This window comes from Cyanobium sp. BA5m-21 (assembly GCF_024346235.1).
GTDB classification, from domain to species: domain Bacteria; phylum Cyanobacteriota; class Cyanobacteriia; order PCC-6307; family Cyanobiaceae; genus Cyanobium_A; species Cyanobium_A usitatum.
The window spans coordinates 1-15737 of the sequence record NZ_JAGQCO010000002.1 but is presented as its reverse complement, the minus strand read 5'-3'; the positions used below and the strand labels follow the sequence as shown (position 1 = coordinate 15737).

The following is a 15737-nucleotide window of genomic DNA, read 5'->3' as shown; positions in this document are numbered from 1 at the left end:
CAGAGCAGCCACCTACCGGGCTGCCTCCTCTGCCGGCCTGGCTTGAGCGGGGAATGGCGGATCTGTTCCCCGCCGGCAGCGGTGCCGGTGCCTGCAGCGACCCAGACCAGCAGCTAGCCGCTCGCCTGGAAGAGGCCGATCGGGCCGGGCGGCCCTTGCGCATCAAGCTCGGCATCGACCCCACCGGCTCCGATATCCACCTGGGGCACTCGCTGCTATTCCGCAAGCTGCGGGCCTTCCAGGATGCTGGCCACATCGCCGTTCTGATCATCGGCGACTTCACCGCCCGCATCGGCGATCCCACCGGTAAGAGCGCCACCCGGGTGCAACTCAGCGCTGCTGCGGTGGAGGCCAATGCCGCCACCTACCTGCAGCAGCTGGGTCAGGGCCAGGACCCCGAGCGCGCCCTGCTTGATTTCGAGACTCCTGGCCGGCTGGAGGTGCGCCGCAACAGCGAGTGGCTCACCGGGCTTGACCTGCCCCAGGTGATTGAGCTGCTGGGCATCAGCACCGTGGGCCAGATGCTGGCCAAGGAGGACTTTTCCAATCGCTACGGCTCGGGCGCCCCCATCTCCCTGCACGAGTTTCTTTATCCGCTGCTGCAGGGCTACGACTCGGTGCAGGTGCAGGCGGATCTGGAGCTGGGCGGCACTGATCAAAAGTTCAACGTGGCCATGGGCCGCGACCTGCAGCGTCACTTCGGTCAGCGCCCCCAATTCGGCATGCTGCTGCCAATCCTGCCGGGCCTCGATGGCGTGCAGAAGATGAGCAAAAGCCTGGGCAACACCGTGGGCCTCGCCGAAGATCCACTTTCGATGTACTCGAAGCTTGAAAAGGTTCCCGATGCGGTGGTCGACGACTACCTAACCCTGCTGACTGATCTGGATTTGGCGGGTCTGCCGCAGAACCCTAGGGAGCGTCAGAAGCTGATGGCTCTGGAGATCACCCAGGCGCGCCATGGTGAGGCTGCGGCGGCGGCGGCCCAGGTGGATGCAGCCAAGCTTGTGGCCGGTGCCGCGGGTAGCGGTGCCGCCGCCGCCGAGGTGCCGGAGGCCTCGCTGGCGGCAGTGAATTTCCCCGCCAAGGCCTTCTACCTACTCAGTGCTGTGGGCCTCTGCACTAGCAGCAGCGAAGCCCGCCGCCAGATCCAGGGCGGCGGCGTCAAGCTCGATGGCGAAAAGCTTGTTGATCCAAACCAGGAGTTTGCCGGCCCGGAGGTCCTCGCCGGCAAGGTGCTGCAGCTGGGCAAGAAGACCTTTCGGCGGCTGGTGGCGGGCTGAGCGCTACTACCGGCAGCTCATACCTGGTGCCCTCCTACCTGCTGCCCAGTAGATCGTCCCAGCTCGGGCCCTGGGCTGCAGCTGCATCACCGGAGCTGCCACGGGGAATGGTGATGCCCGCATCGCCCCAGAGGTGCCAGGCAGGTAGGGGGCAGGAGGCGCCCGCCTCAAAGTTGAGGGTCGCCGGCAGGGGAGTGGAATCGGAGAAGGCCATGGCTACGGCTCGCACTGCCCAAGCCTGGGCGCTGGCATGGGGCCCTCAATGCAGCGCTGATGCCATCGCCATGTCGTCTGGAAGACGCCCTCCCTAACCTGCAAGCAAGCTGCCAGCGGCCCTTGCTTGAGCCCAGTGATCAAATCATCGTGGCCCTCGATGGCATGGCGCCAGAGCAGGCCATGGCCTTTGCGTCTGCCGTGCCTGCGCTGCGCTGGGTGAAGGTGGGCCTGGAGCTGTTCGTGGCTGGCGGGCCGGATGTGGTCCAGCAGCTGCGCGACCAGGGCAAGCGGGTGTTCCTCGATCTCAAGTTCCACGACATCCCGGCCACCATGGCCGGCGCCTGCCGCAGCGCCGCCCGCCTCGGTGCCGAGCTGATCACGGTGCATGCCAGCGCTGGCAGCGTGGCCATGGGCGCGGCCCAGGCGGCGGCGCTGGAGTCGGCTGCGGCGGTAGGCCTGTCTGCCCCCACCCTGCTGGCGGTGACGGTGCTTACCAGCTGGGAGCAGGCCCGTTTTGCATCCGAGCTGGCCATTGAGGAACCGTTGTCCACCTACGTGCCACGGCTGGCCCAGCTGGCGGCTGCTGCTGGCATCGGCGGCTGCGTCTGCTCCCCGCTGGAGGTGGCCGCCCTGCGGGCTGCCCACAAGGAGCCCTTTGCCCTGGTGACCCCCGGCATCCGCCCGGCTGGAGCGGCCCTGGGGGATCAGCAGCGGGTGCTGACGCCCGCCCAGGCCGTCGCCGCCGGTGCCAGCCAGCTGGTGATTGGCCGGCCGATCACGGCGGCGCCAGATCCGGTTGCGGCGTTTGCTGCCTGCTGTCGGGAGCTGGAGCTGGGCGGGTTTTAGTTCACCGATTAATTTCAGGCCACCAGTGAGCCTCGGGGCACCAGTTCGGCGTAGAGCGCCTCGAGGGCGTCGATGTTGCCTTCAAGTGTGTAGCGCTCCAGGGCCCGCTCCCGGGCCCTGCGGCCCAGCTCGGCGGTAAGCACCGGCTGATCGCGCAGCACCGGGATCAAGGTGCGCAGCTGGGTGGTGACGCCCTGGGTACTGATCACGATGCCCGCGCCTCCCTCCAGTACCTCGCCGTCGGCGCCGGCGTCGGTGGCGATGCAGGCGGTGCCGCTGGCCATGGCCTCCAGTAGGGCCAGGCTCAGGCCCTCCACCAGGGAGGGAAGCAGGAAAACCTCGGCTAGCTGCTGGAAGGCCACGCGTCGCTCCAGGCTGGGCTCATAGCCCCACCACACCAGATCTGGTTCGTCTCCAGGGGCCTGCAGCGCACTACGCAGGGGGCCATCGCCCACGATCACCAGCACGCAGCCGGCGGGTCGCACTAGCCGCCAGGCCTTGATCAGGGCCTCGACGTTTTTCTCAGTGGCCACCCGGCCCATGTACAGGAAGACGCGCCGGCCCGCAAAGCGCTGGCGCAGCTCCTGCAGGTCTGGGCTGGCAGCGGCGGCCAGCGATGCCGGCTGCCACATGGCGGTGTCGACGCCGTTGGGGATCACGGCCAGCCGCTCGGCCCGCACCCCCAGGCGCAGCAGCATCTCCGCCTGCAGCTCCGAAAACACGATCACCCGATCAAATTTGGCCAGGGTGGGCCCATAGAGCTGGTAAGTGAGCTGCTGGGTGCCGGCGGTGAGGTTGCGCAAGCTGGCATCGAAGGCCGGATGAAAGGTGGCCACCACCGGCAGCCCCAGCTGCTGGCAGAGATCGGGTAGGCGGAAATCGAGGGGGGACAGGGTGAGGCTGGCGTGCACCAGGTCGGGCTTGAGTCGCTCCAGGGATTCGCGCAATTCCCGCTGGGCCCCCAGCGATGGAATCGTGTACACCTGAGACTTCACCAGGTAGGGCAGGGCCACTTCCGGGCCGCCGCCATTGCTGTCGCCCTGGTTGTCAGCGTCCGGCAGGGCATCGCTGGAGCGAGCCAGGCTGCCGGGGGGTGTGTCGAAGTGGATAAAGCTGATGCCATGGCCGCGGCTGCGCAGCGCGTGGGTCGTGCTCAGTCCGTAGGTGACGTTGCCGCAGAACGGTGTTTTCTTGCCCAGCCAGGCAATGTGGGCCACCAGGGCTCGCGCGTCCGGAGGCCCACGCTACCAGCGCTTCCAGGGACGCTCCAATAAGGCCGCCACCAAGGCAATGGCTGCCAGGCCCCAGAGCACAGGCAGCAGGCCGTATCTGCTCACCACCGCCCCGGCCAGCACCAAAGGCAGGCTCAGGGCCACGTTGATCAGGTTGTTTTGCAGGCCAAACACCTTGCCGCGCAGATCTTCGGGTGTTTCTTCCTGGATTGTGGTTTGGGCGGGAATCGCCAGCAGGGCTGAGCCCACCCCCAGCACGCCGCAGAGCAGCAAGGTGAACACCAAATTGCCGCGCAACTGACCCAGCAGCACCAGGCTCCAGCCGATCGTGCCCAGGCCTGTGGCAGCCAGGTGGCGGCGGTTGAGCCCCTGGCCCAGCTGGGCCACGGCCAGGGCCCCAATGGCCAGGCCCAGGCCGCTCATCGCCAGCAGGGTTCCAAACTGGGTGGGGCCAAGCCCGGGGATAGCTGCCGCCAGGCTGATCGCCAGCACGTAAAGGGCGGCAAGCAGGCTGTAGAGCAACACCAGCTGCACCATGGCGCTGAACACCCGCGGCCGCTCCCGCAGCACCTGAAGCCCCTCTCCGATCTCTTGCCACACGGTTGTGCGGGTCGGCGCCCGAGGCGGCTCCTGCCAGCGGATTCGGCTGATGGCTACGGCCGCCAGGCCATAGCAAAGCGGCAGCAGCAAAAATTCACCGCCGCTGATGCCGATTCGTTGCAGGCCCAGGTTTAGGAGCCGCAGGATCGGATCACCCAGGGCAAAGCCCACGATCGTGGCGGCCATGCTGGTGGCCTGATAAAGCGAGTTTGCTGCGAGCAGCTGGTCGCTTGGCACCAGCTGGGGTAGGGCTGCTTGTTCGGCCGGCGCAAAAAATTGGGTGAGCACCGACTCGAAAAAGGTCATCAGCACCAGCCCCCAGTAGCCCCAGCTCAGCCCCAGCCACTCGGGGCCCTCCACCAGGCATAGGGGAGCTAGCAAGACCAGCAACGCCCGCAGGCCGTTGGAGGCCACCATCACGCCCCGCTTGGGCCAGCGGTCGGCCCAGACCCCGGCGACAGTGCCCAGCAGCATGGCTGGAATCGTGTTGGCCACGTAGATCCCCGTGGCCAGCAGGGTGATCATCTGGGCCCGGGTTTCGGGCAGGTCCAGCCGGATTGCCGAGGCGGCCTCCGCCAGGGCGGGGTTGGCCTCAGGCGTTCCCTTCACCCAGGTCTGGGCGATCAGGAACACCATCAGCACGATGTAAAACTTGTCCGCCAGCTGGGAGAAGATCTGGCCAAGCCAGAGCCAGCGGAAATCGGGTAGCGCCAGAACGCCCTGCAATCCGGTGGCGTTGGAATTGCCGCTCAAACTGGCTCGAATTGCTGCAGGCTCGTCATGATGGCGCAGCCCCGGCTGCCAAGCCGGTGCGCAGCAGCCGGAAGGCTCGGGGTTTGCGGCTGAGATGCTCCTGGCACCAGTGCTCCACCAGCTCCAGCAGGTGCAGCCACACCGGCAGGGGGCCCATCAGTTCGCCATCGCGCCGGCGGGGCAGGTTGGGCCGCAGCAGCCGTTGCAGCAGGGCCAGTTCGGATGCATTGAGCACCACCCGCGCCCCCGGCACGCCACCGATCACCAACCCCTCGCTCGGCACCAGGCTGCAGCGCCAATCCCAATCGCCCACGGGTGGATCCAGGGGCTCACCACTGCGGCTGCAGCAGCCCAGGGGTAAGGCGTAGCCGCCGAGGGCCAGCAGGTGGACGCTGCCCTGCACCGCGATTGCCAAGGCTTCTAGGTCGCAGCCCCGCTCCCGCACCAGGGCGTCGAGGCGGCCCAGCTGCATCAGTAGGTCGCCCAAGATTCCGGCGCAGGGTGCCTCGCTTGGCACCAGGGCCAGGCAGAGCTCCATCAGGGCCTGGGCGGCGGCGAGGGCCTCCAGCTGCTGGGCCAGGCCGCTGTAGCTGCGCAGCACTTTCAGTTGACGCACCCGCCTCAGGCCGCTGCGACCGCCCACCTGCAGGCGTAGATGGCTCAGGGGCACGGCGGCGGCCAGGCTGCTGCGGGGTCTGCGCGCCCCCGGCACGGCCAGCCGCACCACCCCCTCCTCGTCGCTGAGCAGGGTGAGCAGCCTGTCGTTTTCGCCCAGGGGCCGGCAGCTCAGCGCCAACCCTTCGAGGCTTTGCTCCGGCACGGTTGCTTCAGCCCCGCATCGCCTGGGCCAGGGCCACGCCGCGGCTGGTGCCGAGCCGGGTGGCGCCAGCCTCCACCAGGGCGAGGGCCTGCTCCAGGCTGGCGATGCCACCGGAGGCCTTGATGGCAGCCCGACCGCGGGCCAGCTGGCGCAGCTGTTCGATGTGGTCCACCGTTACCGCTGGCCCAAAGCCGCTGCCGCTTTTAAGGAAGCGGGCGCCGGCATCGATGCTGATCTCCACCAGTAGGGCCAGGGCGTCGGGATCGAGCCTGCCCACCTCCAGGATCACCTTCACCGGCAGGCCCAGCTCGCAGATGGCGGCGAGTTCGTCGTGGATCGGCGTGCTCTGGCGGTCCACCAGGGCGCCGAAATCGGGCACCACGTCCAGTTCGTCGGCCCCGGCCTCAGCCGCTGCCACCGCTTCGGCCAGCTTCACCGCCGCCGGCACGGCGCCGAAGGGGAAGCCCACCACGGCAATCAGCTGGGGGCTGGCGCCCTTGCCCTCAAGGGGCAGCTGCTCCCTAGCAGTGGCCACCCAGCGGGAGGCCACGCACACCCCGGCAAAGCCGAAATGGCGGGCTTCCTCGCAGCACTGGCGCACGGCGCTGCTGCCGTGGTGGGGATCCAGCAGGGCGTGGTCGATCAGGGGGGCTAGGTCTGGCCGGTCGGCGCTCACGCGTCTTTGGCCTGGATTACCCCGAAGCCGCCATGGTTGCGGTGATACACCACCTGGATCTGGCCAGTTTCGGCGTCGCGGAAGACGTAGAAGTCGTGGTCGATCAGCTCCAGCTGGTGCAGGGCATCATCGAGGCTCATCGAGGGCATGTCGTAGTACTTGCGCCGCACACCCCGGTTGGGCAGTTCGGGCTCCTTGCCGTCCACCAAGGTGCTGCCGGGGGGCGGCAGATTGGCGGCGGCGCCGGCCTCCTCGTCGCGGGCGGAGCGGTGCACCGGCCCCTGGGCCTGCTCCTGGATGCGGTCCTTGTAGCGGTGCAGCTGGCGGCTGAGCTTGCTGGCCACCAGGTCGATGCTGGCGTAGAGGTTGTCGCTGCGCTCCTGGGCGCGGATCACGGTGCCATTGGCAAACATCGTGACTTCGACCGTTTGCTGCGGCACCCGGGGGTTGCGGGCCACCGACAGGTGCACGTCGGCCTCTTTAACAAGGCCCTCAAAGTGGTGAATGGCGCGGGTCAGCTTGGTTTCGGTGTACTCCCGGATGGCGGGAGTGACGTCAAGATTGCGGCCATGGATCAGCAGTTTCATCAGATGGCAACCACCTCAGGTGCTCTGGTGCACCAACGCTAAGAACGGCTTGTGATATCTCCCAACCTCGATGCAATCCTTTTTGAAGCGACGGCTCCGGTGCCGTTTGAACGGGCCTGGGCGGTCCAGCGCCAGCTGCAGCAGCGGCTGCTGGCCCATCCCGAGGGGCCCGACAGCGTGCTCCTGCTTGAGCATGAGCCCTGCTACACCCTGGGCCGCGGCGCTTCGGAGGCCTTTCTGCGCTTCGATCCCGCCGCACCGCCCCTGCCCCTGCACCGCATTGACCGTGGCGGCGAGGTGACCCACCACGCCCCGGGCCAGCTGGTGCTCTACCCGGTGCTGAATTTGCAGCGCCACGGCGCTGACCTGCACCTGTATCTGCGCCAACTCGAGCAGGTTGTGATCGATGTGATGGCGGGTCTGGATCTGCAGGGCGAGCGGATCGATGGGCTCACCGGGGTGTGGCTGGAGGGCCGCAAGCTGGCGGCGATCGGTGTGGGGGCCAGGCGCTGGATCAGCCAGCACGGCCTGGCCCTGAATGTGGATTGCGACCTGGCTGGCTTTGCGGCAGTGGTGCCCTGTGGACTCCGTGATCGGCCCGTGGGGCGTCTGGTGGATTGGCGGCCGCAGCTCAACGCCCAGCAGCTGCGTCAGCCCCTGCTGGATGCTTTTGCCAGAAGTTTTGGCCTGGTGCTGCGGCAATCCAATCCTCAGGATGGGGTGTTCAAGCTATGACGGCTGCCCTGGCCAGGGAAATTATTTTCCGCAGCGGGGAACATCTCGTCCTGGTTGTTTCCAGTGTGGCGTTGGCCCTGCTGATCGCCCTGCCCCTGGGCCTGGCGATTCAGTCGCACCCCAGCTGGCGCCGCCTGGTGCTGGGGCTGGCCAATGCCGTGCAGACCATCCCCAGCCTGGCGATTTTTGGATTGCTGCTTACCGTGCCCCTGCTAGGTGGCATTGGCCCCACGCCAGCGGTGGTGGCGCTGACCCTCTACGCCTTACTGCCCCTGCTGCGCGGTCTGCTCACCGGGCTCCAACAGGTTCCGCCCGGGCTGAAGCAGGCCGGGCAGGCATTGGGGCTCAGTGGCGGCCAGGTGCTGCGCTACGTGGAGCTGCCGCTGGCCCTGCCCAGCCTGATGGCGGGCCTGCGGGTGGCTGCCGTGATCGCCGTGGGGGTGGCCACGATCGGCGCGGCGATTGGTGCCGGTGGGTTGGGGGTATTCATCTTCCGGGGCATCGCCACGGTGAACAACACCCTGCTGCTGGCCGGGGCCCTGCCGGCGGCTGCCATTGCCCTGGCTGCCGATGCTTGTCTGGGAGCTCTGGAGAATCACCTTGTTCAGGGGATGCGGCGGCCCCCTCAAAGGTCACGGCTATGGCTAGGGATCCGGGAGTGGATTCGGCGGCGGTGGACCCTGGCGGCGGCCCTGACCGGCGCGGCCCTGCTTGCCGTCGTCCTCGGCTGGCATCAGCTGGCCCCTCCAGGCCCTGCCGGCTCGGTGGTGATCGGGGCCAAGGGTTTTACCGAACAGCAGTTGCTCGGTGAACTGCTGGCCCAGGAGATCGAAGAACACACTTCGCTGCAGGTGCGGCGCGAATTCAGCCTCGGCAGCACCTTTCTTTGCCATGAGGCCGTGCGCCAGGGCCGGGTCGATGGCTACGTCGAATACACCGGCACGGCCTGGTCGGCGATCCTCAAGCAGCCCTCGGGCCCCGGCGCCAGCGACCGCGCCAGCCTCTGGAACCGTGCTCGCCGGCTTTACGCCGAGCGCTACGGGCTGCGGATGTTCCCCTCGCTTGGCTTCGAGAACACTTTTGCAATTTTGATCCGCCAAGCCCAGGGGCAGCAACTCGGGCTCCGGACCATCAGCCAGGCGGTGCAGCCCGCCCGCCGATGGCGGGCCGCCTTCGGCTATGAGTTTCTCAACCGGGGCGATGGCTACCCGGGGCTGGCGAGCCGCTATGGACTGCGTTTCGCCGCGCCGCCTACGGCCATGGATCTGGGCCTCACCTACCGGGCCCTGGCCGACGGCCGGGTGGATTTGATTGCAGGAGATAGCACCAGCGGCCTGATTCCCGCCCTGAAGCTGCAGGTGCTGCTGGATGACCGCAACTACTTCCCCTCTTATGACGCGGTGCCCGTGTTCAACGCGGCAAGCCTGGAGCGCCATCCGGAGCTGGTGCCGGTGCTGGAGAACCTGGCGGGCCGCCTCTCGGCCGTCACCATGCAACAGCTCAATGCTGCGGTGGATCTGGACCACCAGAGCCCCGAACTGGTGGTGCGCCGCTGGCGGCAGGAGCACTGAACAGCCCCCTTCCTGGCGCCGTTAGGCCAAGGCCGCCGGTCCCGGGTGTTAACACTGCTGGCAAGCCCTACCGCTTCCACCGCCGTGGCCCGCGTCGCCTCCCCCGCTGAAATCCATTGGAGCGGCAGTCGCCGCGATCGCCAGGCCCTGGCCCAGCGCGCCGACTGGAGCGGCCTCACCGGCCTGGAGCAGCTCTGGCCAGTGCTCGCGGCGCGCCACGGCGATGCCTTGGCCCTGGAGGCTCCCCACGCGGCCACGCCCGAGCAGCTCAGCTACCGCGAGTTGCAGCAGCGCATCGAGCAGGCCGCGGCGGCCTTTGCTGGCCTGGGAGTGGGCGCTGGTGATGTGGTGGCCCTGTTTGCTGAAAACGGTCCCCGCTGGCTGCAGGCCGACCAGGGGCTGATGCGGGCTGGGGCCGCTGATGCGGTGCGGGGCAGTGCGGCGCCGGTGGAGGAGCTGGGATACATCCTTGAAGATTCTGGCGCTTGCGGCCTGGTGGTGGAGTCGGCGTCCCTGCTGGCCAAGCTGAAACTCTCCACTGAGACAAGGGCGCGCTTGCGCTTTGTGGTCCTGTTGGCGGGGGAACGGGATGCGGGGTCGGCGCCGGGATCCTGTATCAGTTGGGGCGAACTGCTCGAGCGCGGGGCGGCGGCGTTGGCCTGCGGCACGCCGGCCCCGCCACCACCGGCTGATGGGGCCCGCCTCGCCACGATTTTGTACACCTCTGGCACCACGGGGCAGCCCAAGGGTGTGCCCCTGAGCCACTCAAACTTGCTGCACCAGCTGCGCCACCTGGGGGTGGCCGTGGCACCCAAGCCGGGTGACCGGGTGGTGAGCGTGCTGCCGATCTGGCACTCTTATGAGCGCAGTGCTGAGTATTTCCTGCTGGCCTGTGGCTGCCGCCAGACCTACACAACCCTCAAGCAGCTGCGCGCCGACCTGCAGCAGGTAAAGCCCCACTATTTGATCAGCGTGCCGCGGCTGTGGGAGGCCCTGCTCTCTGGCTTTGACGATGCCCTGGCGGCCATGCCGGCCTGGCGCCAGCGCTTACTGGGCGCGGCCCTGGCCAACAGCCGCGCTTTTGGCCGCCGCCGCCGCCAGGCCCTCGATCTCACCCTTGCGCCGGAGGCCTGGCCGGCCAGGCTCGGCGCCGCGGGGCTGGCCTTGCTGCGCTGGCCCCTGCACCGGCTGGCGGCGGCCTTGCTCTGGCCGAAGCTGCGCCAGCAGCTGGTGGGCGGCCGGCTGCGTACTGCCATCAGCGGTGGCGGCGCCCTGGCCATGCACGTGGATGGCTTCTTCGAAGCCATCGGCATCGAGCTGCTGGTGGGCTACGGCCTCACCGAAACCAGTCCCGTGCTCACCTGCCGGCGCCGTTGGGCCAACCGCCGCGGTAGCGCCGGCCAGCCCCTGGCGGGCACCAGCCTGCGGATCGTTGATCTCGAATCCGGCGAGCTGCTGGCCCTGGGGCAGCGCGGCCGGGTGCTGGCCCGAGGCCCCCAGGTGATGGCGGGCTACTGGGGCAAGCCGGATGCCAGCGCGGCTGTGCTTGACGGCGAAGGCTGGTTTGATACCGGCGATCTGGGCCACCTGCTGCCCGATGGCTCCCTGGTGCTCACCGGCCGGGCCAAGGACACGATCGTGCTCAGCAGCGGCGAAAACATCGAGCCCGGCCCCCTCGAGGAGGCCTTGGTGGCCAGCCCCTTGATCGAGCAGGTGCTGGTGGTGGGCCAGGACCGCAAGCAGCTCGGCGCTCTGGTGGTGGCCAAGGAGGCGGCGGAGTGGAGCGAACTAGCCCAGTTGCGCGCCCTAACGCGGGAGTGCAACCGGCTACTGGCCGCCCGCCCCGGCTCACGCCCCGACGAACGCCTTAGCGGTGTGGCCTTGGTGGAGCCATTCACGCTCGATAACGGTCTGCTCACCCAGACCCTCAAGCAGCGCCGCGACCGGATTACGGCCCGCGATGCTGCGGCGATTGAGGCGATCTACGCACCCCGCTGACCCTTGTGGGTGCGGTGCGGCGAACCGGCGGTTGACCCCGGTGCGCCCTGCTGACAGCCTGGGCGCTGTTTTACTCCCCCCATGGCTGACGGCTCCCTCACGATCAAACGCACCATCACCGTGCGTGCCGTGGTTACCCCCCGTTGGAAGGAGGACGCCGAGCGAGAGCTAAGCAATGCCATCGCCAATGTCGACGCCCAGTTGTCCCAGCTAGAGCAGGAGGGTCAGCAACTGGTAGATGAGATCCGCCGCCAGAGCGCCAACCCCCTCGACCCCCGGGTGCAGGAGCAGGTGGCTTCAGTGCAGCAGCAGGTGGCGGCAAAGCGCGCCGAGCTGGAGGAGCAGAAGCGCCAGATGCTGGAGCAGCAACGCCAGGTGCGCGAACTGGAAATGGAGCAGATTGTTGAGCAAGGCCAGATCGAGAGCGTCTGCGATGTGCAGGTGGGCGACAACCTGGTTGAGAAGTTGCAGGCGGCTGTGCTGGTGCGCGATGGCGTGATCGAGGCCATCGAGGCCGGCTGATCCCCCTGGCGGGAGCCGCGTAAAATCAGCCCATTACACGGCAGACCTCCGTTGGCCACCCACGAAATCTTCATGCCGGCCCTCTCCTCCACCATGACGGAGGGCAAGATCGTGGAGTGGCTGAAGCATCCAGGCGACAAGGTTGAGCGCGGCGAGTCCGTGCTGGTCGTCGAGTCGGATAAGGCCGACATGGACGTGGAGTCTTTCAACGAGGGCTACCTGGCGGCTGTGTTGATGCCTGCCGGCGGCACGGCGCCGGTGGGCGAAACAATTGGCCTGATCGTCGAAACCGAGGCTGAGATTGCCGAGGTGGCAGCCAAGGCCCCAGCGGCATCTGCCCCAGCTGCTGCCCCAGCCCCAGCGCCTGCGGCCGCCACCCCAACTCCCGCTCCCTCCGCACCCGTAACCCCACCTCCTGCTCCGGCTATTGCTGTGGCGGCTCCGGTGGTGGCTCCGGCCTCCACGGCCAGCGGCCGAGTGGTGGCCTCGCCGCGGGCCAAGAAGCTTGCCTCCCAATTGGGTGTCGATTTGGGTGTCCTGCGCGGCAGCGGTCCCCACGGCCGCATCCAGGCGGAAGACGTGATGGCTGCCACCGGTCAGCCGATCACGGTGCCGCGGGTTGCCGAGGGCTCAGGCCCCGCCTCCGCACCTGCCGCTTCCAATGGTGCAGCTGCGCCTCTCCCAGCTCCCGCCGGCGATGCCTTCGGCCGGCCCGGCGAGAGCGTGGGCTTCAACACGCTGCAAAACGCTGTCAACCGCAACATGGTCGCCAGCCTGGCGGTGCCCTGTTTCCGGGTGGGATACACAATCACCACCACCAAGCTCGACGCTTTTTACAAGCAGGTGAAGCCCAAGGGCGTCACGATGACTGCCCTGCTGGCCAAGGCCGTGGGCGTGGTGCTGGCGCGCCATCCCCAGGTAAATGCCGCCACCAGCGTCGATGGCACTGCCATGGCTTTCCCGGCCTCAGTGAATGTGGCCGTGGCCGTAGCCATGGAAGACGGAGGCCTGATCACTCCGGTGCTGGCCAACGCCGACAAGACCGATATCTATGCCATGGCCCGCAACTGGGCCGACCTGGTGGCGCGGGCCCGCAGCAAGCAGCTCCAGCCTGAGGAATACAGCACCGGCACTTTCACCCTCTCTAACCTCGGCATGTTTGGTGTGGATCGCTTCGACGCAATCCTGCCCCCAGGCACCGGCGCCATCCTGGCGGTGGCCGCCTCCCGGCCCGCAGTGGTGGCAGGTAAAGACGGCTCGATTCGGGTGGCCAACCAAATGCAGGTGAATCTCACCTGCGACCACCGCACGATTTATGGCGCCCAGGCGGCTGCCTTCCTCAAGGACCTGGCTCAGCTGATCGAGACCAACCCAGAAAGCTTGGCCTTCTGAAGCCCCTATCGCGATGAAACAGCCTGCGGCCCAACCCTTGCTCCGCAGGCTGTTGGGCAAACCTCTGCCTCGCGCGGAAGCCTCTGCTCAGCGCCTGCCCAGTGTGCAGGCTCTGCCGATTCTTTCCTCAGATGCTCTCTCCTCGGTGGCCTATGCAACCGAGGCTGCGCTTGGGGTTCTGGTGTTGGCCGGCAGCCAGACCTTGGGCCTGTCGCTGCCGATCACCGCAGCGATCGTTGTTTTGATCGCCATCGTGGTGTTCTCATATCGCCAGACGATCGAGGCCTATCCCCAGGGCGGTGGCTCCTATGTGGTGGCCCGCGAAAACCTGGGCACCGGGCCTTCGCTGGTGGCGGCGGCAGCTCTTTTGGTGGATTACACCCTCACCGCGGCAGTGAGTCTGATGGCAGGTACTCAAGCCCTCTCCTCGCTTTTGCCAGCCCTGCTCCCCTACGAGGTGCCCTTGGCGCTGCTGCTGCTCCTGGCTGTCGGATGGGCCAATCTGCGGGGCCTGCGCGAAGCCGGCCAGGCGTTCACCGTTCCCACCTACGCCTTTGTGGTGATGGTGGCGCTGCTGGCGGTGTTCGGCCTCCACAACCTGGTGTTTGCCCATGGCTTTACGCCCGATGCGCCACCGGTGATCCGGGCGGTGGAGCCCCTGGGACTGTTTTTGCTACTTCGTGCCTTCAGCTCTGGCTGCTCTGCGATGACTGGAATTGAAGCCATCGCCAATGGAGTTTCGGTGTTTCGTGAACCGGCGGCTCGCCGGGCCCAGGCCACCTTGTTGGTAATGGGGGTAATGCTGGCCGCCATGTTCCTGGTCGTCAGCGGACTTGCTTTCCTCTACGGAGTGGCTCCTGATCCGGAGCGCACGGTGCTGGCCCAAATCGGCATGAGGGTGTTTGGCGCCGGCAGTCCAATGTTCTGGGCATTGCAGATCACCACTCTGCTGATCCTTGCCCTGGCGGCCAACACCGCCTTTGCGGGGTTCCCCCGATTGGCGGCGATGCTGGCCCATGACCGCTTCCTGCCCCGTCAGATGGGCTGGATTGGCGACAGGCTTGTATTTCAGAACGGTATCGCCGTGTTGCTGGTGACCACCGCTCTGATCATCCTCGTGTGCCGGGGTGACACCAGCGTGGCTGTGAACCTCTACGCCTTGGGCGTGTTCCTGGCCTTCACCCTTTCCCAGGCGGGGATGGTGGTGCGCTGGTTGCGGCTACGGGGCGCTGGCTGGCTGGGTCGATTGACGATGAATGCCTTGGGAGCACTCACGACCTTGGTGGTGCTGCTGGTGATCGTGGTAGGAAAATTTGCCGAGGGGGCCTGGATAGTGGTGATTGCTATCCCGCTTCTGGTGTGGCTGCTGGCACGCATTCGGGGCCGCTATCACAGGGTTTATGCGGCTATTTCCCTGCCAGCCGAGGCACAGGGCACAGTGCGCTTGCCTGATCGACGCGACCCCGTGGGCAACTGCAGCATCGTCTGGATTCCTTCCCTGTCACGTCCATCCCTAGATGCCCTGCGCTACGCCGCCAAGGTGTCGGATCAGGTGATTGGGGTGTGGGTTCGCTCCGAGGAGGACGACCCTGCAATGATCCGCCGCGACTGGCAGCGGCTAGTAGGCGAGTCGCCCGGAATCCAATTGCATATCTTGGCAAGCCCCTTCTCCTCGCTGGTTGATCCTTTTGTGGCATTCGTGGCGTCTGAGGAGCAGCTTCACCCAGACGTCACCCACACAATTGTGATGCCGATGGCGATACCTCGTTACAGCTTTGATTCGCTACTTCTCAATCAACGCGGCATCAATATGCACAGAGCCCTTGATGCCAGCGGCAATCGCGTTTTTACCCTCGTGCGCTATTACCTTCCGGCATGAGCGATTCCGCCGATCTACGGCTCTCCAGTTACGACTTTAATCTGCCAGAGGAGCGCATCGCTCAGCGTCCCGTGGAGCCGCGCCATGCGGCGAGGCTGCTGGTGGTGGAGCCAGGCGGGGCTAGTCCTGCGCCCCAGGCTCGTCATTTGAACGTCTGGGACCTGCAGCAGGAGCTGCGGCCCGTCGACCTACTGGTGGTGAACAACACAAGGGTGCTTCGGGCTCGGCTGGAGGCGCGCCGGCCCAGTGGCGGCTCCGTGGAACTGCTGGTGCTGGAGCCTTGGCATGGCGGGCAGGGCCAGTGGCTCTGCCTGGCTAAACCCGCCAAGAAGCTCAAGCCTGGTGATTGGATCGAGGTGGTGGCCGAAGGCCAGACGCCGCTGCCGTTGCAGGTGCTTGGCAGTGACCCCGATACGGGCGGGCGGATTGTGCAGTTTCCGCTGGAGTGCGCCGATGCGGCGGCATTGGAGCCGCTGCTGGTGCAGTACGGCGCCATCCCCCTGCCGCCCTATATCCACGAGCACGACGAAAGCGACAACGAGCGCTATCAGACCCGCTACGCCGCCAAGCCTGGGGCTGTTGCTGCGCCAACAGCGGGGCTACATCTCAGCGACGAACTGCTGGCGGCGA

The 15737-nt window shown here is 67.0% G+C and carries 15 protein-coding genes; 9 read left to right on the top strand and 6 right to left on the bottom strand.

Annotated features, from left to right (window positions below; all coding sequences use genetic code 11):
* The first annotated feature begins 53 nt into the window (after positions 1-53).
* Positions 54-1280 carry a tyrosine--tRNA ligase gene (gene tyrS, locus KBY72_RS00760; protein ID WP_254992936.1) on the top strand — a complete coding sequence of 409 codons (1227 nt, stop codon included), beginning with the start codon at positions 54-56 and terminating at the stop codon, positions 1278-1280.
* Between the two features lie 34 nt (positions 1281-1314).
* Here the strand turns inward: tyrS and KBY72_RS00755 are convergent, their stop codons facing one another.
* Positions 1315-1494 carry a hypothetical protein gene (locus KBY72_RS00755; protein ID WP_254959787.1) on the bottom strand — a complete coding sequence of 60 codons (180 nt, stop codon included), beginning with the start codon at positions 1492-1494 and terminating at the stop codon, positions 1315-1317.
* Positions 1495-1616: 122 nt separating this feature from the next.
* On the opposite strand from KBY72_RS00755, the gene pyrF reads away from it, so the two are divergent.
* Positions 1617-2342, top strand: a complete 726-nt coding sequence (gene pyrF, locus KBY72_RS00750) for an orotidine-5'-phosphate decarboxylase (RefSeq protein ID WP_254959786.1) — start codon at positions 1617-1619, stop codon at positions 2340-2342.
* Between the two features lie 14 nt (positions 2343-2356).
* Here the strand turns inward: pyrF and KBY72_RS00745 are convergent, their stop codons facing one another.
* Genes KBY72_RS00745 through hpf form a run of 5 tightly spaced genes read right to left on the bottom strand, consistent with a single transcriptional unit; the run spans position 2357 to position 7010 of the window.
* Positions 2357-3559 (bottom strand): glycosyltransferase family 4 protein, encoded by a 1203-nt coding sequence (locus KBY72_RS00745; protein ID WP_254959784.1) that lies wholly within the window; start codon positions 3557-3559, stop codon positions 2357-2359.
* Between the two features lie 27 nt (positions 3560-3586).
* Entirely contained in the window at positions 3587-4927 is a 1341-nt protein-coding gene (locus tag KBY72_RS00740) for an MFS transporter (RefSeq protein ID WP_261359424.1), read from the bottom strand.
* 25 nt (positions 4928-4952) lie between these two features.
* Complete coding sequence (recO, locus tag KBY72_RS00735; RefSeq protein ID WP_254959783.1) at positions 4953-5747, bottom strand: DNA repair protein RecO; 795 nt, start codon at positions 5745-5747, stop codon at positions 4953-4955.
* A gap of 7 nt (positions 5748-5754) precedes the next feature.
* Positions 5755-6423 (bottom strand): deoxyribose-phosphate aldolase, encoded by a 669-nt coding sequence (deoC, locus tag KBY72_RS00730; protein WP_254959782.1) that lies wholly within the window; start codon positions 6421-6423, stop codon positions 5755-5757.
* Positions 6420-7010, bottom strand: a complete 591-nt coding sequence (hpf, locus tag KBY72_RS00725) for a ribosome hibernation-promoting factor, HPF/YfiA family (protein WP_254959781.1) — start codon at positions 7008-7010, stop codon at positions 6420-6422. The genes deoC and hpf overlap by 4 nt, the downstream gene beginning before the upstream one ends.
* 54 nt (positions 7011-7064) lie before the next feature.
* Here hpf and lipB point away from each other — a divergent pair, with 54 nt between their 5' ends.
* The 7 genes from lipB to KBY72_RS00690 form a co-directional block, all read left to right on the top strand.
* Complete coding sequence (lipB, locus tag KBY72_RS00720; protein ID WP_254959885.1) at positions 7065-7745, top strand: lipoyl(octanoyl) transferase LipB; 681 nt, start codon at positions 7065-7067, stop codon at positions 7743-7745.
* Positions 7742-9316 (top strand): glycine betaine ABC transporter substrate-binding protein, encoded by a 1575-nt coding sequence (locus tag KBY72_RS00715; protein ID WP_254959780.1) that lies wholly within the window; start codon positions 7742-7744, stop codon positions 9314-9316. The genes lipB and KBY72_RS00715 overlap by 4 nt, the downstream gene beginning before the upstream one ends.
* Positions 9317-9400: 84 nt before the next feature.
* Complete coding sequence (locus tag KBY72_RS00710; RefSeq protein ID WP_254959779.1) at positions 9401-11314, top strand: AMP-binding protein; 1914 nt, start codon at positions 9401-9403, stop codon at positions 11312-11314.
* A gap of 81 nt (positions 11315-11395) precedes the next feature.
* Positions 11396-11836 carry a YlqD family protein gene (locus KBY72_RS00705; RefSeq protein WP_106502263.1) on the top strand — a complete coding sequence of 147 codons (441 nt, stop codon included), beginning with the start codon at positions 11396-11398 and terminating at the stop codon, positions 11834-11836.
* A 51-nt stretch (positions 11837-11887) separates the two neighbouring features.
* Positions 11888-13228, top strand: a complete 1341-nt coding sequence (locus KBY72_RS00700) for a dihydrolipoamide acetyltransferase family protein (protein ID WP_254959778.1) — start codon at positions 11888-11890, stop codon at positions 13226-13228.
* A 13-nt stretch (positions 13229-13241) separates the two neighbouring features.
* Positions 13242-15107 carry an APC family permease gene (locus KBY72_RS00695; protein ID WP_254959777.1) on the top strand — a complete coding sequence of 622 codons (1866 nt, stop codon included), beginning with the start codon at positions 13242-13244 and terminating at the stop codon, positions 15105-15107.
* A partial coding sequence (locus KBY72_RS00690) for an S-adenosylmethionine:tRNA ribosyltransferase-isomerase (protein WP_254992935.1) occupies positions 15104-15737 on the top strand: 634 nt, incomplete at its 3' end. The genes KBY72_RS00695 and KBY72_RS00690, both read left to right, overlap by 4 nt.

Bases quoted from the DNA above. Each gene is read 5' to 3' on its own strand.
- tyrS (WP_254992936.1), top strand. From the start codon at position 54: ATGGCGGATCTGTTCCCCGCCGGCAGCGGTGCCGGTGCCTGCAGCGAC.
- KBY72_RS00755 (WP_254959787.1), bottom strand. From the start codon at position 1,494: ATGGCCTTCTCCGATTCCACTCCCCTGCCGGCGACCCTCAACTTTGAG.
- hpf (WP_254959781.1), bottom strand. From the start codon at position 7,010: ATGAAACTGCTGATCCATGGCCGCAATCTTGACGTCACTCCCGCCATC.
- KBY72_RS00715 (WP_254959780.1), top strand. From the start codon at position 7,742: ATGACGGCTGCCCTGGCCAGGGAAATTATTTTCCGCAGCGGGGAACAT.
- KBY72_RS00705 (WP_106502263.1), top strand. From the start codon at position 11,396: ATGGCTGACGGCTCCCTCACGATCAAACGCACCATCACCGTGCGTGCC.
- KBY72_RS00695 (WP_254959777.1), top strand. From the start codon at position 13,242: ATGAAACAGCCTGCGGCCCAACCCTTGCTCCGCAGGCTGTTGGGCAAA.